The sequence below is a fragment of the Streptomyces sp. NPDC059994 genome (assembly GCF_042737755.1).
In the GTDB taxonomy this organism is placed as follows: domain Bacteria; phylum Actinomycetota; class Actinomycetes; order Streptomycetales; family Streptomycetaceae; genus Streptomyces.
Window position 1 is genome coordinate 1 of the sequence record NZ_JBHWUR010000009.1, and the last position, 24590, is coordinate 24590.

Genomic DNA, 24590 nt, shown 5'->3' on the forward strand with positions numbered 1-24590 from the left:
CCCCTAGGTGGTCAGGGGCGCGGGGAACTGCGCGACCAGCCACAGACGGTCCGCGGACAGACACCGGCCCGTCTACACGTGCGGGTGGCTCCCAGGTGGCTCCTCGTCGTCCGTGGCCCGGCCACGCACGCGCCCGCGCGGGCGGTGCGGCATCAGGTCCTTGCCGCGCGTCTCGCCGGTGCCGACGATCGGCAGGGGGTGCGCGGGGCGGCCGTCAGGGGACTGGGGGAACTGCAACAGCCGCCCCGGCGCGGGTGGTTGACCGGCCTCGGGATGCCCGGCCGCGTCCCGCCCACCGTCGCCACCGGGGTACGCGTCCCTCTCCGGGGGGCGCCCCGTCCGCTGCGGCCCGTCGTCGCCCCACTCACCGGCGGGCTCGCCCGCGGCCGCCCGGCGGCTGACGCGGGCGTGCTCCTCCCAGCCCTCCTGGAACCAGCGGAGCTGCTCGCGCTGGAGCTCGTCGTCGGTGAGGACGCGTACGCCGTCGAGGCCGGCGCGCCGGACCTTCTCGCCCAGCTCGATCAGCAGGCCGCCCAACAGCTGGGCCAGTCCGTCCTGTTCGTCCCCTGACCCGTCGTCGTCCGCCATCCCCCGCCCCCTTCACACCCCCGGGCTGCCGGCCCCCTCGCCGCTCTCCGGCAGGAACGCCCTCGTCACGCGTACGAAGAGCTCCCGCAGCTCGGGAGGCACCCCCATGCGGCGGGCGGCCTCCTCGGGGCTGAGCGGCTGAGGGCCATCCACGTCCTGCCCGCCCCGGGTCACGGCAATCGGCAGATCGTCCTCGGAGAGCCGCCCGGACCGGATGAGCATGTCCCGCAGCGGTACGCCGAGCACGGCCGCCAGTCTGCGCATGGTCTCCAGGTCCGGCATGCTCTGGCGCTGCAACAGCCTGCTCACGGCGGCCCGGTGGACCCCGGCGTCGTCCGCGAGCTTCGACTTGCCGCCGCCGCGCGGGCTGTCGATGTCGTAGCCACGCAGCCGCATCAGGCGCTCTATCCAGGTGGCGAACTCTTCGAGCCCGTCCGCGTGGCTCCGGCCGCCGTCGCCGCGGTAGCCCTGCTCGTTGCGGGCGCCGGCCCGTGCGCTCGAACCCATGTGGTCGCTCTCCCTCGTCGCGGGGAACAGCGTACTCCTGGCGCACTCGCGTGACAGTAGGTGCGCGCTCGCACGCAGGAGTCGCTTGCGTACGCGCACGCACCGTGTCACCCTGATCACGCGTTCGCAATTTGCCGAACTCGTGTTCCCATACGTGGGGAGGGGTTTGCACGTGCCCGCACACATGACCGCTCCAAAGACGCCCTTGACCTCGGACTTATCCCGATCGGCGGACGACCTCGACTGGCGCAGGGCCGCCGCCTGCACAAATCTTCCACAACGCTCCGTATTCGCCCGCGTTCCCTCCGAAGCGGAACCGGTATTGCGAGCATGCAACCAGTGTCCCGTCCGCAGGGAGTGCGAGATGGTCGTCGACCCCGCGCACACCTTCTTCGACGGGGTGAGCGGCGGACGGCTCTGGCGCAACGGCCGCGAGGTCAAACGGACCAAGGTGCTCGCCTCCCGGCAGGCGGGGCGATGAGGACCGAGGGCGCGGGCACGGTAGAGGCCGACGGTACGGACGCGGGCGCGGACGCCGGCGCGGTGTGGCTGGAGTCGCTGGCGCGCCGGTTCCCCGACCTCCTCGCCGAGCTGGCCCCGTCCCCCACGGGCCTGCGCGAACGGCCCGGCGGCGGGGCCGCGCGCTCCACCACCGCCCCGATCCGGCTGCACATCTCCGACGCCGTACGGGACATCACCGACGGCGTGGTCGAGCTGGAGGAGGCGGTACGGGAGCGGCTCGGCCTGCGTCCGGCGGCCCCGGCCCCGGTGGTGGCCCGGCTGCGCCGCATCGCCGGACTCCTGGACCGCGTAAGGGAGTTGCCCGACCTCGCCGAGCACCTGACGCAGGAGACCCGGCGCATGGCCCGGCGCTGCGCCCGCGAGCTCGGGGACCCGGAGCAGATGATCCGGCTCGACGGGCGCTGCCCCGCGTGCGACTCGGTGTCGCTGCGCATCTTCCCGGAGCGCGGCGCCGTGCTCTGCGTCAACCCCGTCTGCCGCCATGTGGTGGAGACGGCCTCAGGGGATTCGGCGCAAGGCGAATCGACCCAAGGGGGTTCGGCTCAAGGGGGTTCGGCCCAAGGGGATTCGGCCCAAGGGGATTCGGCCCAAGGGGATTCAGCCCAAGGGGGTTCACCCCAGGGGGATTCGGCCCAGGGGGAGGCTTCGTGAGCACATGTCTGGTCTCGGGCGACCTCGCCGCCGCCGAAGTCGCCGTATCGCCCGCGACGATTCGCAAATGGGTCCAGCTGGGACATCTGAAATCCGCGGGCCGCCAGGGGCGCAGGCTGCTCTACCGGCTTGAGGACGTATTCGCGGCGGAGCGTTCCGTACATCGCGACGAGATCGCATAGGGATCACTTCACCATCTCCCCATGGCCTCACCCGTATCCGGGTGGGGCCTTTTCCCATGCCGCCGCACGGCCGCCAAATGTCCCTGGAGAAAGCCCGGTTGCGGAATTCGCGACCTCGGATCACACTTGTCGCAGCGGCAGATCCGCGCCCACATCCGGGGCGACGGGTCTGCCGCTTCGTGTTGGAAAGGAACCCACCAGTGGATCAGATCCTGTTCTGGAACGCGGTCGCCCTGGAAGCCGACCGCACGACCCACACCACGGGCGCCCCCGCCGAGGCCGGCACCCGGGGCCCGTGCGGCGCCTCCCGGGCGCTGGCGATGACCCATCTCGCCATGCACGACGCCTACTTCGGCATCCACCCCGGCCACGACTGCTACCTGGGCGGCTCGCTGCCCCAGGCCCCGGTCGGGGCCTCCTCCGACGCGGCCATAGCCGCCGCCGCGCACGCCACGCTCAGCGCTCTCTACCCCACCCAGAAGGACTACTTCAACGCCCAGCACCGGGCCGCCGGGCTTCCCTCCGGCCAGGGCACCAGCGACGGCCACACCTTCGGCCTGCGGGTCGCCGGCGTACTCCAGTCGCTGCGCAGGAACGACCCCGGCCTCGGCGACGACGGCTACGTCTACTCGGTCGACCGGCTGCACCACCGGCCCGACCCGGTCGACCCGGGCCAGGGCGCGTACGCCGCGTTCTACGGCGCCCGCTCCCACCTGTTCGCGGCGACCACCCGCCACCACCTGGACGCCCCGCCGCGGCCGGGCACCCCGAGGTACCGGGCGGGGCTGCGCCAGGTGCGCGCCAAGGGCATCGCGACTCATCTGATGGGCGCGCTGCCGGAGGACCTGCGGGCGAGCCGCCGCACCCAGCAGGAGACCACCGCGGGCATGTTCTGGGCGTACGACGGGGTCGTCGGCCTGGGCACGCCGCCCCGCTTCTACAACCAGGTCGTCCGCAAGGTCGCCGAGGCGCAGCACAACGACACCGGCAAGAACGCCCGGCTGTTCGCCCTGCTCAACACGGCCATGGCGGACGCGGGCATCCTGGCCTGGTTCGACAAGTACCACTACGACCTGTGGCGCCCGGTCGTCGGCATCCGCGAGCACGACACCTCCTCGGGACCGGCCGGCACCGGCACGGCGGCCCTGAGCGCGGACGCCGACCCCGAGTGGCTGCCGCTGGGCGCGCCCAACACCAACAACCCCGGCGGCAAGGTCAACCGGACGCCGAACTTCCCGTCGTACCCCTCGGGCCACGCCACCTTCGGGGCGGCCGCCTTCCAGTCGGTGCGGCACTTCTACCACCAGGGGAATTACGGTCCCGACAATCTGGCCGACGGTCTGGAATTCGTCTCCGACGAACTCAACGGCACCAGCACCGACCCCCAGGGGACAGCCCGGACCCGGGTGGCCCGTACATTCCCCGGCGGGCTCTGGGAAATGATCAGGGAGAACAGCCTCAGCCGGGTATTCCTCGGCGTGCACTGGAACTACGACGGCTGGGTCCCCAACGCCTCCGGCGACATGGATCTGAGTCTGAACATCGGCGGTGTCCGGCTCGGCCTCGACATCGCGAACGACATCGCCACGCACGGCCTGCGGGCCTCGCGCGCGGCCGGCCCCGCGGCTTAGTCCGCCCCGGCGATGAATCTGCTGACCCGCGGCCTCAGGCCGCATTCCAGGAAACCCGGCACGGAAAAGGACATCACTGTGCAATCAAACGAGACTGCTGATGCGGTGACCGAGCTCGGATCCGGCCACCCCGGCGACAACCCGCCCCCGGCCAGGCGCGGCGGCTTCGTCTACGTCATGAGCAACCAGGAGACCGGCAACTCGGTGACGGTCTTCGCCCGTGACGTCTACGGCAACCTGACCCGCAAGGGCACCTACCCGACCGGCGGCCTCGGCGTCGGCCGCAGCTACGACCTGGAGGACACCTCCGACCCGCTGGTCTCTCAGGGCTCGCTGATCGCCGGCGAGGACCAGCGGTTCCTGTTCGGCGTCGACTCCGGCAGCAACGAGGTCTCCTCCCTCGCCATCGAGGGCGAGCGGCTGCGGCTGGTCAGCCGGGTCGCCACCGGCGGCGTACGCCCGGTCAGCCTGACCGTGCACGGCAACCTCCTGTACGCCGTCAACGCCACCGACGGCTCCATCTCCGGCTTCCACATCGGTGACGACGGCTCGCTCACCCCGGTCGACGGCTCCCGCAGGTCCCTGATCGGCGGCGCGGCGGCGGGGCCGTCGCAGATCCAGTTCACGCCCGACGGCACCCAGCTGATCGTCACCGAGCGGCAGACGAACGTCATCGACGTCTTCCCCGTCGACGCGTACGGCCGCGCGGGCGAGCCGGTGCGCAACCAGTCCAACGGCCTCGCCCCCTTCACCGCCACCTTCCACGGCGACGTGCTGATGGTGGCCGAGATCATCGGCGCCCCCGGCTTCTTCGGCTCCATGTCCACCTACCGGGTCAACCGCGACGGCACCCTCCAGGTGATCAGCGGCTCGGTGACCACCACCGAACTCACCACCTGCTGGACGGCGAACAGCACCCTGGACCCGAGCGTCGTCTACGTGGCGAACGCCCAGAGCGGTTCGATCGGCGGCTTCCGCGTCGACGAGCAGGGCGCGATCAGCCTCTTCCCGGCGGACGGCCACCTCGCCGTCACCCGCAACTCGCACGCGACCCAGGACATGGCCATCACCAACGACGGCCTGTACCTGTACGTGCTGACCGCCGGGATCGACGAGAAGGTCGCGGACCCACGGCTGCCCACCTACGTCGAGGGGACACCGTACTGCGACAAGATGTCCATCAGCGCCTACCGGATCGAGGCCAACGCCGGTCTGACCACGCTCAAGGGCTTCGGCGTCGCCGACGACCCGCCGAGGGTCACCAGCCCCGGCGTCCTGGCGCCGAGCGCGGGCGGTCTGGCTCCCGGATCGGAGGGGATCGTCGCCTTCTGACCCGTACCCCTTGCTGAACACTGACTAAGACCCGGTGGTCCACGGCCGTCCCGCGAACGCCGGCCGTGGACCGCCTCTGTCCGTGAACTCCGTCCTTGAGCCGCGTAGGTAACCGCTCAGGCCGCCAGCACCGCCAGGTCCAGGCGGCGCAGCCGGTCCGGGTCGGCCCGGAGCGTGATCCCGGTGATCCTGCCGTCCGCCAGCGTGAACCCGATGACGACCTTGAGCTCGCCGCCCGGCGCCCACACGGCGCCCACCGCGCCGTCCACCAGAGCCAGTTGGGCTGTCTGGGCGCGCCCGTTGAACGTGCCGGCCACCGCCAGTGCCCCACGCACCTCGCCCATCGCGCCGACCTCCACGGTCGCGCGGTCGGCCCGCACCACCACATCGGGGTCGAGCAGTTCGAGCAGCGCGTCGAAGTCGCCCGCGCGCGAGGCGGCGAAGAAGGCGTCGACGACCTCCCGCTGGCGGGCCAGATCCGCGTCCGGCACCGGCGCCGACTCCTGCACCCGGCGCCGCGCACGGCTCGCCAGCTGCCGGGTGGCCACCGTGGAGCGCCCCACCACCGGGGCTATCTCGTCGAACGGCACCATGAACATGTCGTGCAGCACGAAGGCGATCCGCTCGGCGGGCGCCAGCGTGTTCAGGACGACCAGCATCGCCAGGCCCACCGAGTCCACGAGCAGCACCTCGTGCTCGGGGTCGCCCGGCTCCTCGTGCCCGCGCGGGTGGACCGGCACGGGCTCGTCGTACAGCAGCTCACGCCGTGAGTCGCGCGAGCGCAGCATGTCCAGGCACACCCGCCCCACGACGGTGGTGAGCCAGCCGCCGAGGTTCTTCACGCAGCCCGCGTCGGTGCGGCTGAGCCTCAGCCACGCCTCCTGGACGGCGTCGTCCGCCTCGTTGAGGTTGCCGAGTATCCGGTAGGCGACGGCCCGCAAGTGGGTCCGGTTGGCCTCGAACCGCTCTGCCAGCCGTTCGTCCTCGTCCACGTTCACGGTCACTTCCTCCCCTGCCTCACCCGAAGAGGTGACACCGACTGTATCCGCTGTCCCGCCCCACGGGTACGGCGATTCGACCCCCAACCGCCTTACAGATCAGGACATTTGATGGAGGCCCCATGGCCGTACCACCCGCATCACCCGCACCCGGTGTCACCCGGGTCGACGCGGCCCTCGCCCAGCGCCTGGAAGCGCTCGGCCGTGCCTGGGCCTTCGAGCTGGGCGGCGAGGTCTTCGAGCTGCCCCGGGAGTTCACCCGCGAGACCGCCCGACGGCTGCGCGCCCTCGGCGGCGACGACCTCGGCGCCTCGCTCGAACTCCTCCTGGGCGAGGCGCAGTCCGCGCGGCTGCGCCGCCACCGCCCCTCGCCGCACGACGTCGAGGCGGCCCTCGCGTCCTGGGGCCGGGACACCGGGCTCGGCCTGGGGGAAGGCTGCGCCTCGGCGTGTACGTGGACGACAACGCCGAGGCGCTCGAAGCCGCGCTGCTGCGCCACTACGGCGTGGACCTCCTGGACTGGCACCGCGGCCGGCTGTCGTCCCGCCGCCTCGCGGTCCTGATCCGCCACCTACCGAAGGAGCCGTCATGGTGAGCAGCGGCCAGGCCGAAGGGGTCGCGATCGAGCTCGAACGGCTGCGGCGCGCGGTGGACGTCGGATTCGCCACCACCCGGGGCGACCTGGCGCTGCTGCTCCAGCGCGCCGACCAGACCGACAAGACCCTCGGCGAGCACGACGACCGCCTGGACGCCCTGGAGCGCGCCCGCTGGCCGCTGCCCGCGATCGCCGCCCTGACCTCCTGCGCCGCCCTCGCGGTGAGCATCTGGCAGGGCACGGGTCGCTGAACACCCCCTGCGCCCCCGCAGGGCGGCCGGGCTTCCGCTCGCGCTGAAGTACGGCGCCCCCGGCGGCATCGCCGCCGGTTCGAGATGGCCGACCTGCTGTATCCGGCGGGGGCGACGAAGGACTGACGGCATACGGAAGGGCCCGCGGCCCCCGCGAGGGGCTGCGGGCCCTTCCGTACGTGTGCTACTCCTGCGGCCGCTTGGGCCGCCACACCACCAGGGCGCTGGTCTGCTGCACATCCTGGTACGGCACGAGATCGCGCCGGTACGACGCGTGGACCTGGGCCTCGCGCTGCCGCATCGCGGCCGCCGCCCCGTCCACCGCCGTCGAGAGCTCGGCGACCCGCTGCTGGAGCGCGGCCACCTGGTTCTCCAGCTCGATGATGCGCTTGATGCCGGCCAGGTTGATGCCCTCGTCCTGCGACAACTGCTGCACCGTACGGAGCAGGTCGATGTCGCGGGCCGAGTAGCGCCGGCCGCGCCCGGCCGTGCGGTCGGGCGAGACCAGGCCGAGGCGGTCGTACTGCCGGAGGGTCTGCGGGTGCAGACCGGAGAGCTGAGCGGCGACCGAGATGACGTACACCGGCGATTCGTCGGTCAGTTCGTACGGCTGTGACATTTCGAAGCGCCGTCGTCGGCCGTCCATCTCATGCTCCCTTCGCGGCCTGGAACAGTTCTTCCCTCGGATCGTGATCCGCAGTCGCCTCGCGGTACGCCTCCAGGGCCTCGCGCGCCTTGTCGTCGAGGTCCGTGGGGACCACGACGTCGACGGTGACCAGGAGGTCGCCGCGCGAGCCGTCCTTGCGGACGGCGCCCTTGCCCCGGGCCCGCATCGTACGGCCGTTGGGCGTGCCCGCGGGGAGCTTCAGGGTGACCGGGGGCCCGCCGAGGGTGGGCACCTTCACCTCGCCGCCGAGCGCCGCCTCCACGAAGGTGACGGGCACACTGACCGTGAGGTTGTCGTCCTTGCGGCCGAACACCGGGTGGCCGTCGACGTGGACGACCACATAGAGGTCGCCCGCAGGTCCCCCGCGCTCGCCCGCCGCGCCCTTGCCGCGCAGCCGGATCCGCTGGCCGTCGAAGACGCCCGCCGGGATCCGGACCTGCATGGTCCGGGACGACTTGGCGCGCCCGCTGCCCTTGCAGACGTCGCAGGGGTCCTGGGCGATCAGGCCCCGGCCCTTGCAGTCCACGCACGGGTCGGTGAGCGAGAAGCCGCCGCCGGTGCCGCGCGAGACCTGGCCGGTGCCGACGCACGTCGGGCACACCCGAGGCGTACCGTTTTTGTCGCCGGTGCCCGAACAGGCCTTGCAGGGGGCCTGGCTGGAGAGCCGGATCGGGACCGTGGCCCCGTCGACCGCCTCGGTGAAGCTGAGCGTCACCTCGGACTCCAGGTCCTGGCCGCGGCGCGGCTGGGTCCGGGTGCCGGTGCCCGCGCCGCCCCGGTTGAAGAGGCCGCCGAACACATCGCCCAGGCCGCCGCCGAAGCCGCCGCCACCACCGCCGGGAGCCCCGCCCTGGGCGCCCCCGAAGAGGTCGCCCAGGTCGAAGTTGAAGCTGCCGCCACCCGCGCCGGGCCCGGCCCGGAAGCCGCCGTTGCCGAAGAGGGCGCGCGCCTCGTCGTACTCCTTGCGCCTCTTCGGGTCGCCGAGGATGTCGTTGGCCTCGGAGATCTCCTTGAAGCGCTCCTCCGCCTTGGCGTCGCCCTTGTTGGCGTCCGGATGGAACTCCCGGGCGAGCTTGCGGTACGCCTTCTTGATCTCGGCCTCGGTGGCGTCCTTGGGGACGCCGAGGACCTTGTAGTAGTCCTTCTCGACGAAGTCCTTCGTGCTCATCGACGTCCCTCCTTCCGGACTATCACTTCATCCATGACCGCTGCGTCAGCCCTTGTCCGGGCCAACGCTCTCCTCGTCGGCCTTGCCTTCCTTGCCCTCCTTCGCCGCGCCCGGCTGGGGCTCGGCGACGGCGACCCGCGCGGGGCGGATCGTACGCTCGCCGATCCGGTACCCGGGCTGGAGGATCGCGACGCACGTCGTCTCGGTGACGTCCGGCGCGTAGGAGTGCATCAGGGCCTCGTGGACCATCGGGTCGAAGGGCTCGCCCTCCTTGCCGAACTGCTGCAGGCCCATCTTCGCGGCGACCGTCTCCAGCGACTCGGCCACCGACTTGAAGCCGCCGGTCAGTTCGCCGTGCTCACGGGCCCGGCCGATGTCGTCGAGCACGGGCAGCAGCTCGGTCAGGAGGCCGGCGACGGCGATCTCCTTGACCGTGACGCGGTCCCGCTCCACGCGGCGGCGGTAGTTCTGGTACTCGGCCTGAAGGCGCTGGAGGTCCGCCGTGCGCTCACCGAGCGCCGTCTGGGCCTGGTCCAGCTGTGCCGTCAGAGCGATCTCCTTGGCTGCGTCCCCGTCCGGGGCCGCCTTCCCCTCCTCGGAGGAGTCGGCGGCCTTCGGCTCGGCGTCTTCCTGTGTGCCGGAGGGGACGTCGGGCTTCTCCTCGAAGCCCGGGGTCTCCTCAGACATCAGGCCGCGCCGCCCTTCGCGTCTCCCGGCTTCTCGTCGTCGACGATCTCGGCGTCGACGACGTCGTCCTCGGCCTTGTGCGCACCGTCACCGGCAGCGCCATCGGCGCCGGCGGCACCCTGCGCGGCCTGGGCGTCCGCGTACATCGCCTGGCCGAGCTTCTGGGAGACGGCCGCGAGCTTCTCGGTCGCGGTGCGGATCTCCGCGGTGTCCTCGCCCTTGAGCTTGTCCTTCAGCTCGGTGACGGCGGTCTCGACCTCGGTCTTGACCTCGCCCGGGACCTTGTCCTCGTTGTCCTTGAGGAACTTCTCGGTCTGGTAGACGAGCTGCTCGCCCTGGTTGCGGGACTCGGCGGCCTCGCGGCGGCGGTGGTCCTCCTCCGCGTACTGCTCGGCCTCCTCGCGCATGCGGTTGACCTCGTCCTTCGGCAGCGAGGAGCCGCCGGTGACGGTCATCTTCTGCTCCTTGCCCGTGCCCAGGTCCTTCGCGGTCACGTGCATGATGCCGTTGGCGTCGATGTCGAAGGCGACCTCGATCTGCGGGACTCCGCGCGGGGCCGGCGGCAGACCCGTCAGCTCGAACATGCCGAGCTTCTTGTTGTACGCCGCGATCTCGCGCTCGCCCTGGTAGACCTGGATCTGCACGGACGGCTGGTTGTCCTCGGCCGTCGTGAAGATCTCGGAACGCTTGGTCGGGATCGTGGTGTTGCGCTCGATGAGCTTCGTCATGATCCCTCCCTTGGTCTCGATGCCGAGGGACAGCGGGGTCACGTCGAGGAGCAGGACGTCCTTGACCTCACCCTTGAGGACACCGGCCTGCAGGGCGGCGCCGATGGCGACGACCTCGTCCGGGTTGACGCCCTTGTTGGCGTCCTTGCCGCCGGTCAGCTCGCGCACGAGCTCGGCGACGGCCGGCATACGGGTGGAGCCACCGACGAGAACGACGTGGTCGATCTCGGAGAGCTGGATGCCCGCGTCCTTGATGACGTTGTGGAACGGGTGCTTGCAGCGCTCAAGGAGGTCGGCGGTCAGCTGCTGGAACTGAGCGCGCGTCAGCTTCTCGTCCAGGTGCAGCGGGCCCTCGGCCGAGGCCGTGATGTACGGCAGGTTGATCGAGGTCTCGGTGGACGAGGACAGCTCGATCTTCGCCTTCTCGGCGGCCTCGCGCAGGCGCTGGAGCGCCATCTTGTCCTTGGAGAGGTCCACGCCGTGGCCGGAGTGGAACTGCTTCACCAGGTAGTCGACGACGCGCTGGTCCCAGTCGTCACCACCGAGGTGGTTGTCACCGTTGGTGGCCTTCACCTCGACGACGCCGTCACCGATCTCCAGGAGCGACACGTCGAAGGTGCCGCCGCCGAGGTCGAAGACGAGGATGGTCTGGTCGTCCTTGTCGAGCCCGTACGCCAGGGCGGCCGCGGTCGGCTCGTTGACGATACGCAGGACGTTGAGGCCCGCGATCTCACCGGCCTCCTTCGTCGCCTGACGCTCGGAGTCGTTGAAGTACGCCGGGACGGTGATGACCGCGTCGGTCACCTTCTCGCCCAGGTACGCCTCGGCGTCGCGCTTCAGCTTCTGCAGGATGAAGGCGCTCATCTGCTGCGGGTTGAAGGTCTTGCCGTCGAGGTCGATCTTCCAGTCGGTGCCCATGTGGCGCTTGACCGAGCGGATGGTCCGGTCGACGTTGGTGACGGCCTGCCGCTTGGCGACCTCACCGACGAGAACCTCGCCGTTCTTGGCGAAGGCGACGACGGACGGCGTGGTCCTGGCGCCTTCGGCGTTGGTGATGACGGTGGGCTCGCCGCCTTCGAGAACGCTGACGACGGAGTTAGTCGTGCCCAGGTCGATGCCGACCGCACGTGCCATTTCGATTCCTCCAACAACTGACATCTTGAGTGGAACTGACTCAAGGATGCATGACTCGCCCCCAGCGGTCAACAGAGCTGAGTCGACCCGACTCAACTTTTATGTGCGGCTTATGCGCGCGGGCCTTCGGCTGCGGGTGGGTGAGGGGGCTGGTCGCGCAGTTCCCCGCGCCCCTTCAGCGCACCCCTTCAGCGCACCCCTTCGGCGCGCCCGGGAGGGCGCCTGCGCCTTTGGGGCGCGGGGGAACCGCGCGACCAGCCCCCACCGAACCGCGGCCGAAAACGCGTCAGTCGCCGTGCGCCACCTGCGCAGGGACCTGTTCGGCCGGGTCGGGGGTGTCGTCCCGCAGCAGCACCACCTCGCAGCTGAGCAGCCGCCCGTCCGCCGGATCCGCGAGCGCGGGCCGCACCGACATCAGCGAGAGCCCCAGCCCCTCGCGCGCGTGGGCCAGCAGATCGTCGAAGCCCGCCCCGCCCTCGTACAGCGGGACCAGCGCGGCCCCCGCCTGGATTCCGACGATCTCGTCGGCGTACGCCCCCGCGCCCCGCAGCACCCGGTGCTCGTACCCCTGCACCGCGAGCCGTACGAAGACCCGCTCGCCGGGCGCGGTGACGCCCTCCCACAGCCCGTCGAGCCGGTGCGCCTCGACGCTGCGCGTGCCGGTGTACTCGGCGTACGGCGCGGCGGCGCGATGGCGGGGCAGCATGGGCAGCGCCGAGCTGCTCAGGCCCGCGTCGCCCGCGATGTTCAGGGTGAGCGGGCCGGCGCGGTCGGCGAGCGCGTACGGCAGGACCGACCAGTACGGGTCCTCGGCGGCCCGCAGCCGCAGCTCGGCGCGGGGCTCGCGCAGCGGCTCGAACGAGACGATCCGGCCCTCGTAGCCGCAGCGGCGCAGCATGGTGCCGTACGCGCCGGAGTGCGCGCCGACGTCGAGGACGAGGTCGATCTCGTACCGCCGCAGCAGCCGGACCAGGCGCGACCCGTCGTCCATGGCCGGGGGGCGGGGCGCGCCGAGGGGGCGGGGGAGGCGGCGCAGGGCGGTGCGTGTGAGGTCCTTGAAGTCGATGCTCACGCCGGTGCTCCTTCGTGGGCCGCCCCGGGGGCGGGTTCGGTACGCAGCGCCTCGTCGCCGTAGACCGGCACCCTCAGCAGCAGCACCACCGCGACCGCCGCGCCCAGGGCCAGCGGCAGCACGGCGGGCGGGGCGAGGCGGCCGTCGTGGACGAGCAGCGCGGTGACCGTCCCGGTGAGCGCGGCGAGCCCGAGGACGACCGCCGCGCCCTGCACGGTCAGCCCGCTGCGGCGCAGCCGGTGCGCGATGTGGTCGGCCGCGCCCTCGGCCAGCGGCCGCCCGGCGCGCCGCCGCGACACCAGGACCAGGACCGCGTCGGCCAGGACCACGGCGGTCAGGGCGAACAGCGAGGCGGCGGCCCGGGCCGGGCCGGCCTCGGTGTGGACGAGCACGGTGGCCGACGCGAGCAGGAACCCGGTGAAGAGCGAGCCGCAGTGGCCGAGCACGATCCGCGCGGGGTGCCAGTTGTGCAGCAGGAACCCGGTGAGCGAGGCGGCCAGGACGCTGAGCAGCAGGGCCAGCCCCGGCAGCGCGTCCGCGATGGCGCAGACGGCGAGCCCGAGCGAGGTCACCCCGGCCACCGTCCCCATCGCCCCGTCGGAGGCGTCCAGCAGGCTGAAGGCGTTGGTGACGAGCACGATCCACAGCACGGCGAGGGCGCCCGGGCCCGGCGAGAGCCCCGACGCCAGGGCGACCACCACGGTGGCGGCGGCGGTCTGCACCCCGATCCTGACCCGGGCCCCGAGCGGGCGCAGGTCCTCGGCGAGGCCGAGCAGCGCCACGGCCCCGGCGGCGCCGATCAGCGGCCCCACACCGTCCCCGAGGGCGGCGAGCCCGAGCACCGGCCCGGCCCCGACGGCGGCGAGCGTGCCCACCGCGACAGCGATCCCGCCGAGGTGCGGGGTGCGGGCGCCGCGCGCGCCCCGGCCCCGGGCCCCGACGCGCAGGACGGCCGCGCGGACCACCGCGGCCAGCAGGGCGGTGCAGAGCAGGGCGGCGACGGCGGCCGTGAGCCCGGAGATCATGCGAACCAAGTTAGATTGTTATGTCCGTGTATGGGCTGAATAACACGATGGACATTTCAAAAGTGCCGAACCCTGTCCGACACTGGTCCCCGACGCGGGTCCCCGATCCTGGTCCCCGGCGCCGGTCACCGACGCCGGTCACCGACGCCGGTCACTGAGGTCGGCCTGAGCGACACAGATCACCGCGTGCGCGGCTACAGCGTCGCCGGATAAATGGGTACGCTCAGACGAGCTCGATAAGTTACTGCTTAGTAATCCCTGGCAGGCCCGAGGAGCCCCCACATGCAACTCGCCGCGATCGTTGTGTCGCTGGTCCTAATCGCGGTCGGCGTAGCGCTGTTCGGCCGTGCCGTCTGGCAGATCTACCGGTTCGTACGGCTCGGCCAGCCGGTGCCCGCGGGCACCCGGACCGACGAACCCGTGCAGCGCACCGTGACGCTGGTCAAGGAGTTCCTCGGCCACACCCGGATGAACCGCTGGGGCATCGTCGGTGTCGCGCACTGGTTCGTGGCGGTGGGCTTCTTCTCGCTGCTGCTGACGATCGTCAACGCCATCGGCCAGCTCTTCCAGGCCGACTGGCTGATCCCCGTCATCGGCGACTGGCTGCCGTACGAGATCTTCGTCGAGTTCCTCGGCCTGATGACGACGCTCGGCATCCTCACGCTGATCACCGTCCGCCAGCTGAGCAAGGCCGACAAGCCGGGCCGCAAGTCCCGGTTCGCGGGCTCCAACACCGGCCAGGCGTACTTCGTCGAGACGATCATCCTCATCGTCGGCGTCTGCATCATGACGCTGCGCGCCCTGGAGGGCGTCCAGCACCACGTGGACAGCTACGAGCCCGGGTTCTTCGCCTCGTACCCGCTGATCCTGGCCCTCAAGGGCCTGAGCCTGACGGCGATCCAGAACATCACCTACGCCGTCGCGGGCCTCAAGATCGCGGCGTCGTTCATCTGGATGATCACGGTCTCCCTCAAGACCGACATGGGCGTGGCCTGGCACCGCTTCCTCGGCTTCCCCAACATCTGGTTCAAGCGCGAGGCCGACGGCGACGTCGCCCTCGGCGCGCTCCAGCCGATGACCTCCGGCGGCAAGCCGATCGACTTCGAGGACCCGGGCGACGACGACGTCTACGGCGTCTCCCAGATCGAGCACTTCTCCTGGAAGGGCATCCTCGACTTCTCCACCTGCACCGAGTGCGGCCGCTGCCAGTCGCAGTGCCCCGCCTGGAACACCGGCAAGCCGCTCTCCCCCAAGCTCCTGATCATGTCGCTGCGCGACCACGCGCACGCCAAGGCGCCGTACCTGCTCGCGGGCGGCGGCAAGGACATGGAGGGCAACGAGAAGGCGTCGGCGGAGGCCCTCAAGGACGTCCCGGCGTCCGCCATCGCCGAGGCCGAGCGCCCGCTGATCGGCACCGCCGAGGAGAACGGCGTCATCGACCCGGACGTGCTGTGGTCCTGCACCACCTGCGGCGCCTGTGTCGAGCAGTGCCCGGTCGACATCGAGCACATCGACCACATCGTCGACATGCGCCGCTACCAGGTGATGATCGAGTCCGCGTTCCCGTCCGAGGCGGGCACGATGCTCAAGAACCTGGAGAAGAAGGGCAACCCCTGGGGGCTCGCCAAGAAGCAGCGCGTCGAGTGGACCAAGGAGGTCGACTTCGAGGTCCCGATCGTCGGCAAGGACGTCGAGGACCTGTCCGAGGTCGACTACCTGTACTGGGTGGGCTGCGCCGGCGCCCTTGAGGACCGCGCCAAGAAGACCACCAAGGCCTTCGCGGAGCTCCTGCACATGGCGGGCGTCAAGTTCGCCATCATGGGCGGCGACGAGAAGTGCACCGGCGACTCCCCGCGCCGCCTGGGCAACGAGCCGCTGTTCCAGCAGCTCGGCCAGGAGAACGTGGCGATGCTGAACATGGCGTTCGGCGAGGATGACGAGGACGAGTCGACGAAGAAGCCGAAGGCTTCCAAGAAGATCGTCGCGACCTGCCCGCACTGCTTCAACACGATCGCCAACGAGTACCCGCAGCTCGGCGGCGAGTACGAGGTCATCCACCACACCCAGCTGCTCCAGCACCTCATCGACGAGGGCAAGCTGATCCCGGTGACGCCGGTGGACGGCCTGATCACCTACCACGACCCGTGCTACCTGGGCCGCCACAACAAGGTCTACACGCCCCCGCGCGAGATCATGTCGGCCGTCCCGGGCCTGCGCCAGCAGGAGATGCACCGCCACAAGGAGCGCGGCTTCTGCTGCGGCGCCGGTGGCGCGCGGATGTGGATGGAGGAGCGGATCGGCAAGCGCATCAACAACGAGCGTGTTGACGAAGCGCTTTCCCTCAACCCCGACATCGTCTCCACGGCCTGCCCGTTCTGCCTCGTCATGCTGACCGACTCGGTCAACGGCAAGAAGAACGACGGCCAGGCGAAGGAGTCGGTCCAGGTCGTGGACGTGGCGCAGCTGCTGCTCGACTCGGTCAAGACCCCGGCCGACCCGGTGACGGACGAGGAAACGGCCCCGGAGGCGGTCGCCCCTTAAAGGGCGCGGGGAACTGCGCGACCAGCCCAGGGCGGCCCGCGGTCGAAGAACAACACACACGGCTGTGGCCGGTCCTGCCCCCGAGGCAGACCGGCCACAGCCGTTTTCCGTACTCGTACGTCAGCGCCGCTGCCCCCGCCGGTGGAACAGCGCGACCCCAGCCCGGCGGCACCGGCCGCAGCCACCCAGCGCTCAACCCTTGGCCCACGATGCGGCATCCTGTGGCGCGTGATGAGGCCGGTGCGTACCCGTAAAGCCGTGGCAGGAGTGGCTGCAATGGTCGCCGCAGCCCTGTGGGGCGTGGCGGGGTGCGACTCCGCGTCCGCCCACCACCCGGTGCCCCGCGCCACCACGGCCGCCGCCGGAGCCGGAGGCGCGCCCCGGCCCGTACCGCACGGCCCCGGCAGCCACGTCCCGTACGACTTCAACGGCGACGGCCACCGCGACCTCGTCGTGAACGACCTGGCCAAGGGCGACAGCTACGGCGACGACGCGGGCATCGCGGTCGTCTACGGCACGGGCCCCGCCGGCGCCCCCGACCCGGCCGCCCGGCAGGTCCTCACCACGCGCCGCAACGCGGCCCCGGTCGGCGGCAAGCCGCCCGCCACGTTCGACGCCGAGGCGGCGTGCGACCTGGACGGGGACGGGTTCGGCGACCTGGTCGTCACGACCGACCCGCCCTACGACGGCATCGGGCGCCCGCCCGTGCCCCTCCAGGTCCTCTTCGGCGGCCCCGGCGGCCTCACCGGCCGCGCGGTGGTCCTCGGCATCCCCGAGCGGGCCCGGTACGGCAACGACTGGCCCGACCACCCCGTCTGCGGCGACTTCGACGGCGACGGGGCCATGGACCTGGCGGTCACCGCGACCGGCGGGCGCGTCAGCTTCCTGCGCGGCCCCTTCGCCCGCACCGGCGCCCCGCGCGCGGCGGGCGCCTCGCTGCCCGGGGGCGGCCCGGTCCTGGCCGCGCCGGAGCCGAAGGCGGACGCGAACGGGGACGGGTACGACGACCTGGTGGTGCGCACGTCGAACGCGCCGGGCGCGCGGGCCCGGCTGCTCCTCGGCGGCCCGCGGGGCCCGGTGCGGCCCGGCGGCACCTATACGTACGCCCTGGGCACGTCCGCGCGCCCGCCCAGGCTGCCCGCCACCGGCCTCCCCGGCGGCGGCCCGGCCCCGGTGACGGACGTCCTCCAGGTCGCGGACTTCACCGGTGACAAGGTGCCCGATGTGGCGGTCCGCATCCACCGGGGCGAGACGCGGGACCTGGTGGCGGTGTACGCGGGCGCGGGCGCCGGCGTGCGGGCGAAGCCCCTGGTCGGGTTCACGACGGCGGGCTGGGGCTGAGTCCGTACAACCCCCGCTGACGACCCCTCCGGGTCCCCCTGAGGGATGTCACAGCTCAGCCGCAAAGACGGCCCGTTCCCGCCGCCCCGGCTTGGCGACCCGTCAGAACAGGTACGTTCGAAAGCGTGGCAGGATTCAGGATGGGGCGCGGCCGGGACGACCGGAACCCGCGACGGCAACCGCAGCAGGGACAGGGACACGGCCAAGGACAGCAGTGGCCCGGCCCCCAGCAGCAGCGCGCACAGCAGCAGCACGGGTACGGGCAGCAGCAGCCGTACCCGCAGCAGGGCGAGCCGGAGTACTTCGGCGATCCGTACGGCCAGGGGCAGGGCCAGGGCCAGGGGCAGCCCCAGGGCGGATACGGCCAGGGTCAGGGCCCGCAGCCGTACGGCCAGGGCATGCCGCAGGGGTACGCGCCCGCCCAGGACCCGTACGCCAACAACCCGGGCCACACCCAGGCCTTCAGCATCGGCGAGGACCCGTACGGCTCGGGGGCGACCTATCGCGCCGGTGCCGCCACGGCGCCGCCGTCCGGCCCCCGGCTGCGCTGGAAGGAACTGCTCAACGGCATGGTGATGCGGCCGGGACCGACGTTCTGGCAGATGCGCGACTACCCCGTGTGGGGCCCGGCGCTCACCATCACGTTCCTCTACGGCCTGCTGGCGATCTTCGGCTTCGACAAGGCCCGCGCCGAGGTCATCAACACGACGCTCAGCAAGGCCGTGCCGGTGGTCCTCATGACCGGCGTGGTCTTCGTCGCCGGCGGCATGATCCTCGGCTCGGTGACGCACACGATGGCGCGCCAGCTCGGCGGTGACGGCTCCTGGCAGCCGACCGTCGGCCTCTCCATGCTGATCATGTCCCTCACGGACGCGCCCCGGCTGCTGCTCGCCCTGTTCCTGGGCGGCGACAACGGCCTGGTCCAGGTGATCGGCTGGGCGACCTGGCTGGCGGCGGGCGCGCTGTTCACGTCGATGGTGAGCAAGTCCCACGACCTGCCCTGGCCGAGGGCGCTGGGGGCGAGCGCGATCCAGCTGGTGGCGCTGCTGAGCCTGATCAAGCTGGGCACGATCTAGCGGGCGGGCGGATACGCGAAAGGGGCCCGGGGTTCACATGAACCCCGGGCCCCTCCCCGTACCCCGTCCGCGTCCTACGCGTCCAGAACCTGCCCCTCGCGGCGTACGACGGGCGGCTCGACGCTCCACGGGAAGTTGATCCACTCGTCGGTGCGCTTCCACACGTACTCGCACTTCACCAGCGAGTGCGACTTCTCGTAGATCACGGCGCTGCGGACCTCGGCGACGTGGTCGACGCAGAAGTCGTGGACGAGCTTGAGGGTCTTGCCGGTGTCGGCGACGTCGTCCGTGATCAGGACCTTCTTACCGGAGAAGTCGATCGCGTTGGGGACGGGCGCGAGCATGACGGGCATCTCCAGGGTGGTCCCCACGCCCGTGTAGAACTCCACGTTCACCAGGTGGATGTTCTTGCAGTCCAGGGCGTACGCCAGGCCGCCGGCGACGAAGACGCCGCCGCGGGCGATGGAGACGACGATGTCGGGCTCGTAGCCGTCGTCCGCGATGGTCTGCGCGAGGTCGCGGATGGCGCCCCCGAACTTCTCGTAGGTGAGGTTCTCTCGTACGTCGCTCATGTTCTCGCTGCCGCTCACACCTGGGTCCGATGGAAATTGAGGTACGACCGCGAGGCGGTCGGTCCGCGCTGGCCCTGGTACCGGGACCCGGACCGCTCCGACCCGTACGGCGACTCGGCGGACGAGGTCAGCCGGAACAGGCACAGCTGCCCGATCTTCATGCCCGGCCACAGCTTGATCGGGAGGGTCGCGAGGTTCGAGAGCTCCAGCGTCACGTGCCCGGAGAAGCCCGGGTCGATGAAACCGGCCGTGGAGTGCGTGACCAGTCCGAGCCGCCCGAGCGAGCTCTTGCCCTCCAGGCGGGAGGCGAGGTCGTCGGGGAGGGAGATGACCTCGTAGGTCGAGGCGAGCACGAACTCGCCCGGGTGCAGGATGAAGGGCTCGTCACCGTCCGGCTCGACGAGCCTGGTGAGGTCCGCCTGCTCGACAGCGGGGTCGATGTGCGGGTACCGGTGATTCTCGAACACCCGGAAATAGCGGTCGAGCCGCACATCAATGCTGGATGGCTGGACCATGGATTCGTCGTACGGATCGATACGGACGCGACCCGCGTCGATCTCGGCCCGGATGTCCTTGTCTGAGAGAAGCACGTCCCGAGGATACGCAGGGTGCGCGGGGCTGCCGTAATCGGACAGACCCGCGCGCGCCACCGCGTACCGGCTACTGGTGCTCGCCGCCCACCGGGACGGCGTGCCGGAGGCGGGCGCAGCGGGGGCACCGGAGCAGCCGGCCGGGCCCGATCCGCTCGGCCCCGAGCTGCTGCATCGGGAACGAATCGGTGGTGAAGACGTGCCCCTCGGCACAGCGCACGACGGTGCGCTCCAGCGAGTCCATCAAGTGGCTCAAGTCCCTTCCCCAACAACAAGCATGGACGGAGAAACCACCACATTAAGGGATGAACGGGACGGCACTCCAGGCGGCACTCCGACGACGCGCCCGCCCACCTGGACCCCCTGCACCGTACGCCCCAACTCCCGCCCCCGGCACCCGAATCCCGCCACGCGGAACGCGAGCGACCCCCGGGCGGATACGCCTGGGGGTCGGCATGGGGTAGGGTGAGCAACGATACGAGGCCCCTTCGGGGAATCGTTGCGCGAGTGTAGTTTAATGGTAGAACATGAGCTTCCCAAGCTCAGAGCGCGGGTTCGATTCCCGTCACTCGCTCCATAGAGAAACCCCAGGTCGTCGACCTGGGGTTTGTTTGTTGTCTAGACCATTTCTGGGGCGCGTGCCATTCGCGTGCCATAAGGGGCCGATTACCGCCCCGAATTGAGCGACGCAAGCCCCTTCATGAAGGTGCGCCGCCGAATCGTCTCGAATCCTGAGACGCATTTTGTGTGACCTGCACCACTCACGCGGCGGACGGATGGTTGTGTGCAGGCGCGAAGTGCCTTCATGTGCGACGACAAGAACGTCACCGCGCCAGGAGGGGCGAGTATCGGTCCCGGCGCCGCACCTGTCACACCTCTCGGACAGCCGCGGCCGGATTGCTGCGGCCTTGTAACAGAGAACGCTCGATTGGCACGCGGGCTCGTCACAGAGGCCCAACGAACCCTGCCCGCAGCTAAGTTCACCGAACCGGGCTGTTGGACATCCACTTCCCCCGGCTCGGGGGACTGGCCGACTGCCCGCTTCGGGGAGGATTCGCATGGGACGCCGCAGCAAGTTATTGACCGGACGTGCCGCCGCCACGCTCGCACTCGCACTGAGCTCGATGGCCCTCGGGCCCCTGTCCGCCGCCCATGCCGAGGGAGCGCCGGAATCCGACGATCCGATCGTCATCTCGGACACTGGCAACGCCACAGCCAAGCTGACCATCGTCCTCGACAAGCAGGCACCGGAGGACCGCCCTCACAGCGACGACACCCCGGTGATGTCCGACGAGCAGGTGGCCGACGAGCTGGCGAAGTTCAACGACGTCGTGGACGTCGCCTCGACTCCCGAACCGGCGGGCACACTTTCGGCAGAGGAGTTGAGCGTCCTCTCGGCCGACAACGCCTCTCAGGACACTCCGGAAGCAGCGGACGATACCGCTACCCCGATGCGTGTCGACCCCGGCGGCGGAGGTGGCCGGTCCGTCCTCAAGTGCTACGACAACCGTAGTTGGAGCGACGCACGCGGCACCTTCATGGCCCGCCACAACTGCGCCTACAACAACATCAACTGGGGATACAAGATCTCCCCGGCGGTACGGGCGATCATCAGCAGTCCGGTCCGGGAGACCGGTCTGCGCTGGTGGAAGAACAGGAAGAGCCAGCCCGCGAACAGCCCGCATACGGTCGGCTCGTCGTACCTGTTCCACGGGACCATGGGCAAGGTCAACGCGTGGGATGCGGTGGACTACCAGGACTACATGACCTTCTCCGTCAGGATCGGTGGCCGCACCGGCCGGGGCACGCTCACCTTCGCGGGCGGCGTCGTCCCGCTTCGTGGATGATTTCCGCATGCGTCCCACTGAGCTGGTGACCCGTCAGGCCGAGGCGATCTTGGACCGTCTCGGCCTGGCGGGCCGGTGCGAGATCTCGGTCGTGACCGTTGGATACGACCCGACAGCCGTCACGAGGGAACACGGGCCTGCCGCTACTGCGCCCTTCCCTGCGGGGGCGTACAGCTCCTGGCTTGCCGTGCAGTCAGGGCCAGGGCCGCTCGACGATGAGCCGCCCCTGGACGACGGTGTCCATGTGCTGGTGTCCGCCGCCGATGAGTCGACGCGGGTCCACCTGCCACCGGACGTGGAGGACGTCGAAGCTCTGGTGCTCCTGGCTGACCGGCTGCAGGACTGGGCCGTCGAGCTGACACATGGCCAGGCCCTGCCGCCGTGTCCAGGGCACCCACACCCGATGTCTGCTGCTGCCGTGGACGACAGCGCGGCCTGGGTCTGCCCCGCCCGCCCCGAACAGGTGCTGCTCCCGATCGCCTGACACGCCGGCCCCGCCACGGCGCGGCTCCGAGCCGACCCGAATCATCTCTGGACGAAGGTCGTCAGGGGACACGCCGCAGGGCGGGACCAGCGGGGCGCCCGACCAGCCCTGCGGGTACTCATGCCTCCCGCACGACAGAGTCGTCGGTTGTGTCGCGTGCGCGCGGGACGAGGGGGTGGACGGTCGCCCCTTCGTCCCCCGCGCGCTCAGCCGCCTCCGCTTCCGCGCGTTGGCGACGCACATCGACATCGATGGCTCCGGCGAGCTTGCGTTGGTGCTTGCGCGTCGAGTGCTGGTAGATCAGCTGGGCCCGCTCCGAGGAGTGGCCGGCGCGGACCATCAGGTCCTTCATCTTCGCGCCCGTGTCAGCGGCGATCGTGTTGCCGGTGTGCCGCAGGTCGTAGAAGCGGAAGCCCTCGGGCAGGCCGACCTGGTCGCGGGCCTTGCGCCACTTGCGGCCGAAGGTCGTGCCGCGCAGCCGGGCCCCGCGCTCGCCGACGAACACCAGACCCTCGGGACTCGCCTCGGCGAACCAGTCGAGGTGGCGGCGCACGTCCAGGTGCATGAAGCCGGGCAGCGCGATCTCCCGTTTCCCCGCGCGGGACTTGGGGTCGCCGATCACGCGGCGGCCGACGTTCAGCTCGGGGGCGGCCCGGCGCACCCATAGGGAGCTGCCATCCGGAGCGATGTCCTTGCGCCGCAGCTCGGCCAGCTCCTCCGGGCGCATCGAGGCGAACGCGCCGAGGAGGACCATGAGCCGCCAGCGGATGCCGATCGCCTCGGCGACGGCGAAGACCTGCTCGACCGAGGCGACCGGGCGCTCGTCCGCTTCCTCCTTGCCCGCCCCGCGGATCTTGCAAGGGTTGCGGCGGATCATGTCGTCGTCGACGGCCGTCTCCATGATGGCCTTCAGCAGCCGGTACGCCTTGGCCACCTGTGTCTTGCCCGTGGCCTGGAGACGCTCAGCCCGCCAGGTGCGGACCTTGGCAGGGCTGATGACGTTGACGTACTGCTGCCCGAACGTCGGGGCGAGGTGGAGCCGCAGCAGGCGGCGGTACAGCTCCTCCGTCGTGGGCGCGATCCCACGCTCGTCGATCCAGCGCTTGGCGTAGTCGGCGAACAGCACCTCGCCTGCGGTCGGGTCAAGCCAGTCGCCGCGCGACTGGTCGGCCTGCATCTGCGAGAGGAAGACCTCGGCGTCCTTCTTCGTCTCGTACGTCTCCGGGGCCGGGCGGAGGATCCCGTCAGTGCCGGGGTAGCGGGCCTGGTAGCGGCCGGAGGGCAGCTTGCGTATCGCGCCGAAGCTGCGGCGCGGCGCCTTCTGGCGCGGACGCCCCACTAGGCCGCCCTGCCGTAGCGGGAGCGCCGGGTGCGGACCGGCTCGACCGTCCGCTCCTCTATGTACGCGGCCAGGACGCTGTCGGCGATGCGGACGTGCTTGCCGACCTTGACGTACCGGATGCGGCGCTCGGAGACGAGGCGGCGGATGAAGCGCTCGCCGACGCCGAGGCGTTCAGCTGCCTCGGCGACGCTGAGGAGACGGTCAGCCATGGGTGATCACCTCCTTCGCGCAGTGAAGGAGGTGCTGGTGGAGGGCAGGGGGTATGGCCTCTCGGCGCAAGTGAGGTCCTCGTCTGGCAGGCGTGTGGCACGGCAATGCCGACCTGCCGGGTCGATCACGTGGGATGGCGGTTGTGTTGAGTGGCCCGCTTCTGCGGATGGGCCGTTGCCGGAGCTACGCCGGGTGGGCGGCGTCGCCCTGTTCGGCGTCCGGGTGTCGGCCGGGCGGCGGCCCGTACGTCTCCAGCAGGTGCTGGGTGGCCTCGGCGGCGATGGCGTTGGAGACCATCACGTCGGCTTCCTCGCGGATGTCGGGGTGTTCGGCGAGGTAGGCATCCAGGTCGTCGGTGGCCTGCGTGTGGGCGGCGGCGGCGCGCTGGCGCTCGCGGAACGTGTCGACGACCGCGTCGATCAGTTCCATCGCTCGGGCCTGGGCGGCGAGCTGCGGCGGGCCGACGAGGTTGCGCAGGTCGATGCCGAAGACCTCGGCGAAGCCAATGGCCTCGTCGAGGTTGATGCGGCGCTTTCGGTTCTCGATGCGCCAGACCGCGGACGGGTTCATCTCGAAGCCGGCCTCATTCAGGCGGTCGGACAGCGCGTTGGTGCTCCAGCCGCGCGCTTCGCGTTCCAGCTTGATGCGGACCGCGACGTTCTTCTCGCCGCTGAGCAGGATGCCCTGGGGAGCGTCTTCGTCTGCCATACCCACCCCCTTCCTCCGGTAGGGAACCACTGCCATTTGCAGCGACCCCAAAACAGTACCACACGTTCTGCGATACGCAGGGGATTGCTGCAATCGGCAATCGTGTGGCATGGTTATGCGACCCCCGGCAGCCCCAACGAG

At 70.9% G+C, this 24590-nt stretch carries 26 protein-coding genes, 1 tRNA gene and 1 pseudogene; 13 read left to right on the plus strand and 15 right to left on the minus strand.

The features are described from left to right. Positions 1–72: 72 nt before the first annotated feature. Positions 73–588 (minus strand): hypothetical protein, encoded by a 516-nt coding sequence (locus ACFWA7_RS07620; RefSeq protein ID WP_385539162.1) that lies wholly within the window; start codon positions 586–588, stop codon positions 73–75. A gap of 12 nt (positions 589–600) precedes the next feature. Next, complete coding sequence (locus ACFWA7_RS07625) at positions 601–984, minus strand: helix-turn-helix domain-containing protein (RefSeq protein WP_385539171.1); 384 nt, start codon at positions 982–984, stop codon at positions 601–603. 295 nt (positions 985–1279) lie between these two features. Between ACFWA7_RS07625 and ACFWA7_RS07630 the strand changes: the two are divergent. The 5 genes and pseudogenes from ACFWA7_RS07630 to ACFWA7_RS07650 form a co-directional block, all read left to right on the plus strand. Next, positions 1280–1450: pseudogene (locus tag ACFWA7_RS07630) on the plus strand (hypothetical protein); the annotation flags it as partial. A 122-nt stretch (positions 1451–1572) separates the two neighbouring features. After that, the gene (locus ACFWA7_RS07635) at positions 1573–2268 is read left to right on the plus strand and encodes a hypothetical protein (RefSeq protein ID WP_385821586.1); all 696 of its coding nucleotides are present in this window, start codon (positions 1573–1575) and stop codon (positions 2266–2268) included. Next, complete coding sequence (locus ACFWA7_RS07640; protein WP_385821589.1) at positions 2265–2450, plus strand: helix-turn-helix domain-containing protein; 186 nt, start codon at positions 2265–2267, stop codon at positions 2448–2450. The genes ACFWA7_RS07635 and ACFWA7_RS07640 overlap by 4 nt, the downstream gene beginning before the upstream one ends. Before the next feature lie 200 nt (positions 2451–2650). Continuing rightward, positions 2651–4081 carry a hypothetical protein gene (locus ACFWA7_RS07645; protein WP_385821591.1) on the plus strand — a complete coding sequence of 477 codons (1431 nt, stop codon included), beginning with the start codon at positions 2651–2653 and terminating at the stop codon, positions 4079–4081. A 105-nt stretch (positions 4082–4186) separates the two neighbouring features. Next, positions 4187–5413 carry a lactonase family protein gene (locus tag ACFWA7_RS07650; RefSeq protein WP_385821593.1) on the plus strand — a complete coding sequence of 409 codons (1227 nt, stop codon included), beginning with the start codon at positions 4187–4189 and terminating at the stop codon, positions 5411–5413. A 116-nt stretch (positions 5414–5529) separates the two neighbouring features. Here the strand turns inward: ACFWA7_RS07650 and ACFWA7_RS07655 are convergent, their stop codons facing one another. Further along, positions 5530–6405: a sigma-70 family RNA polymerase sigma factor gene (locus ACFWA7_RS07655; protein WP_385539169.1), complete on the minus strand. Its 876-nt coding sequence runs from the start codon at positions 6403–6405 to the stop codon at positions 5530–5532. Between the two features lie 128 nt (positions 6406–6533). On the opposite strand from ACFWA7_RS07655, the gene ACFWA7_RS07660 reads away from it, so the two are divergent. Both ACFWA7_RS07660 and ACFWA7_RS07665 read left to right on the plus strand, forming a co-directional pair. Beyond that, complete coding sequence (locus ACFWA7_RS07660) at positions 6534–6974, plus strand: hypothetical protein (RefSeq protein ID WP_385821697.1); 441 nt, start codon at positions 6534–6536, stop codon at positions 6972–6974. A gap of 25 nt (positions 6975–6999) precedes the next feature. Beyond that, positions 7000–7257, plus strand: a complete 258-nt coding sequence (locus tag ACFWA7_RS07665) for a hypothetical protein (RefSeq protein WP_385539151.1) — start codon at positions 7000–7002, stop codon at positions 7255–7257. A 184-nt stretch (positions 7258–7441) separates the two neighbouring features. Here ACFWA7_RS07665 and ACFWA7_RS07670 read toward each other — a convergent pair whose 3' ends face one another. From ACFWA7_RS07670 to ACFWA7_RS07695, 6 genes are all read right to left on the minus strand, one after another. Further along, on the minus strand, positions 7442–7903 hold the full coding sequence (locus ACFWA7_RS07670; protein ID WP_385539149.1) for a heat shock protein transcriptional repressor HspR: 462 nt from the start codon (positions 7901–7903) through the stop codon (positions 7442–7444). 1 nt (position 7904) lies between these two features. Next, positions 7905–9092, minus strand: a complete 1188-nt coding sequence (gene dnaJ / locus ACFWA7_RS07675) for a molecular chaperone DnaJ (RefSeq protein WP_385539147.1) — start codon at positions 9090–9092, stop codon at positions 7905–7907. Between the two features lie 45 nt (positions 9093–9137). After that, on the minus strand, positions 9138–9779 hold the full coding sequence (gene grpE, locus ACFWA7_RS07680; RefSeq protein WP_385539145.1) for a nucleotide exchange factor GrpE: 642 nt from the start codon (positions 9777–9779) through the stop codon (positions 9138–9140). Then, positions 9779–11641, minus strand: a complete 1863-nt coding sequence (gene dnaK, locus ACFWA7_RS07685; protein ID WP_385821595.1) for a molecular chaperone DnaK — start codon at positions 11639–11641, stop codon at positions 9779–9781. The genes grpE and dnaK overlap by 1 nt, the downstream gene beginning before the upstream one ends. A 286-nt stretch (positions 11642–11927) precedes the next feature. Further along, a complete protein-coding gene (locus ACFWA7_RS07690; protein ID WP_385821597.1) occupies positions 11928–12713 on the minus strand; it encodes an FkbM family methyltransferase in 786 nt (261 codons plus the stop codon). After that, positions 12710–13738, minus strand: coding sequence for an MraY family glycosyltransferase (locus ACFWA7_RS07695; RefSeq protein WP_385821599.1), 1029 nt, complete (start codon positions 13736–13738; stop codon positions 12710–12712). The genes ACFWA7_RS07690 and ACFWA7_RS07695 overlap by 4 nt, the downstream gene beginning before the upstream one ends. A 282-nt stretch (positions 13739–14020) precedes the next feature. Here ACFWA7_RS07695 and ACFWA7_RS07700 point away from each other — a divergent pair, with 282 nt between their 5' ends. The 3 genes from ACFWA7_RS07700 to ACFWA7_RS07710 all read left to right on the plus strand — a co-directional run bounded on the left by ACFWA7_RS07700 (position 14021) and on the right by ACFWA7_RS07710 (position 18696). Continuing rightward, positions 14021–16279, plus strand: a complete 2259-nt coding sequence (locus tag ACFWA7_RS07700; protein WP_385539137.1) for a (Fe-S)-binding protein — start codon at positions 14021–14023, stop codon at positions 16277–16279. A 276-nt stretch (positions 16280–16555) separates the two neighbouring features. Continuing rightward, positions 16556–17620, plus strand: a complete 1065-nt coding sequence (locus tag ACFWA7_RS07705; protein WP_385821601.1) for an FG-GAP repeat domain-containing protein — start codon at positions 16556–16558, stop codon at positions 17618–17620. Positions 17621–17745: 125 nt separating this feature from the next. Next, complete coding sequence (locus tag ACFWA7_RS07710) at positions 17746–18696, plus strand: Yip1 family protein (RefSeq protein ID WP_385821603.1); 951 nt, start codon at positions 17746–17748, stop codon at positions 18694–18696. A 74-nt stretch (positions 18697–18770) separates the two neighbouring features. On the opposite strand, the gene ACFWA7_RS07715 is transcribed toward ACFWA7_RS07710, so the two are convergent. From ACFWA7_RS07715 to ACFWA7_RS07725, 3 genes are all read right to left on the minus strand, one after another. After that, positions 18771–19268 carry a phosphoribosyltransferase gene (locus ACFWA7_RS07715; protein ID WP_101392481.1) on the minus strand — a complete coding sequence of 166 codons (498 nt, stop codon included), beginning with the start codon at positions 19266–19268 and terminating at the stop codon, positions 18771–18773. A gap of 14 nt (positions 19269–19282) precedes the next feature. Then, on the minus strand, positions 19283–19858 hold the full coding sequence (dcd, locus tag ACFWA7_RS07720) for a dCTP deaminase (RefSeq protein ID WP_371653573.1): 576 nt from the start codon (positions 19856–19858) through the stop codon (positions 19283–19285). 70 nt (positions 19859–19928) lie between these two features. Then, complete coding sequence (locus ACFWA7_RS07725) at positions 19929–20114, minus strand: hypothetical protein (protein ID WP_385539173.1); 186 nt, start codon at positions 20112–20114, stop codon at positions 19929–19931. A gap of 247 nt (positions 20115–20361) precedes the next feature. Between ACFWA7_RS07725 and ACFWA7_RS07730 the strand changes: the two genes are divergently transcribed. From ACFWA7_RS07730 to ACFWA7_RS07740, 3 genes are all read left to right on the plus strand, one after another. Beyond that, positions 20362–20435: transfer RNA gene (locus ACFWA7_RS07730), tRNA-Gly, on the plus strand. 481 nt (positions 20436–20916) lie between these two features. Next, on the plus strand, positions 20917–21705 hold the full coding sequence (locus ACFWA7_RS07735; protein WP_385539131.1) for a hypothetical protein: 789 nt from the start codon (positions 20917–20919) through the stop codon (positions 21703–21705). A gap of 7 nt (positions 21706–21712) precedes the next feature. Next, entirely contained in the window at positions 21713–22189 is a 477-nt protein-coding gene (locus ACFWA7_RS07740; protein WP_385539129.1) for a hypothetical protein, read from the plus strand. Between the two features lie 118 nt (positions 22190–22307). On the opposite strand, the gene ACFWA7_RS07745 is transcribed toward ACFWA7_RS07740, so the two are convergent. The 3 genes from ACFWA7_RS07745 to ACFWA7_RS07755 form a co-directional block, all read right to left on the minus strand. Next, positions 22308–23528 (minus strand): tyrosine-type recombinase/integrase, encoded by a 1221-nt coding sequence (locus ACFWA7_RS07745; protein WP_385539127.1) that lies wholly within the window; start codon positions 23526–23528, stop codon positions 22308–22310. Further along, the gene (locus tag ACFWA7_RS07750) at positions 23528–23740 is read right to left on the minus strand and encodes a helix-turn-helix domain-containing protein (RefSeq protein ID WP_385539125.1); all 213 of its coding nucleotides are present in this window, start codon (positions 23738–23740) and stop codon (positions 23528–23530) included. Before ACFWA7_RS07750 ends, ACFWA7_RS07745 begins: the two co-directional genes overlap by 1 nt. A gap of 184 nt (positions 23741–23924) precedes the next feature. Next, positions 23925–24449, minus strand: a complete 525-nt coding sequence (locus ACFWA7_RS07755) for a helix-turn-helix domain-containing protein (protein WP_385539123.1) — start codon at positions 24447–24449, stop codon at positions 23925–23927. Positions 24450–24590 lie beyond the last annotated feature (141 nt).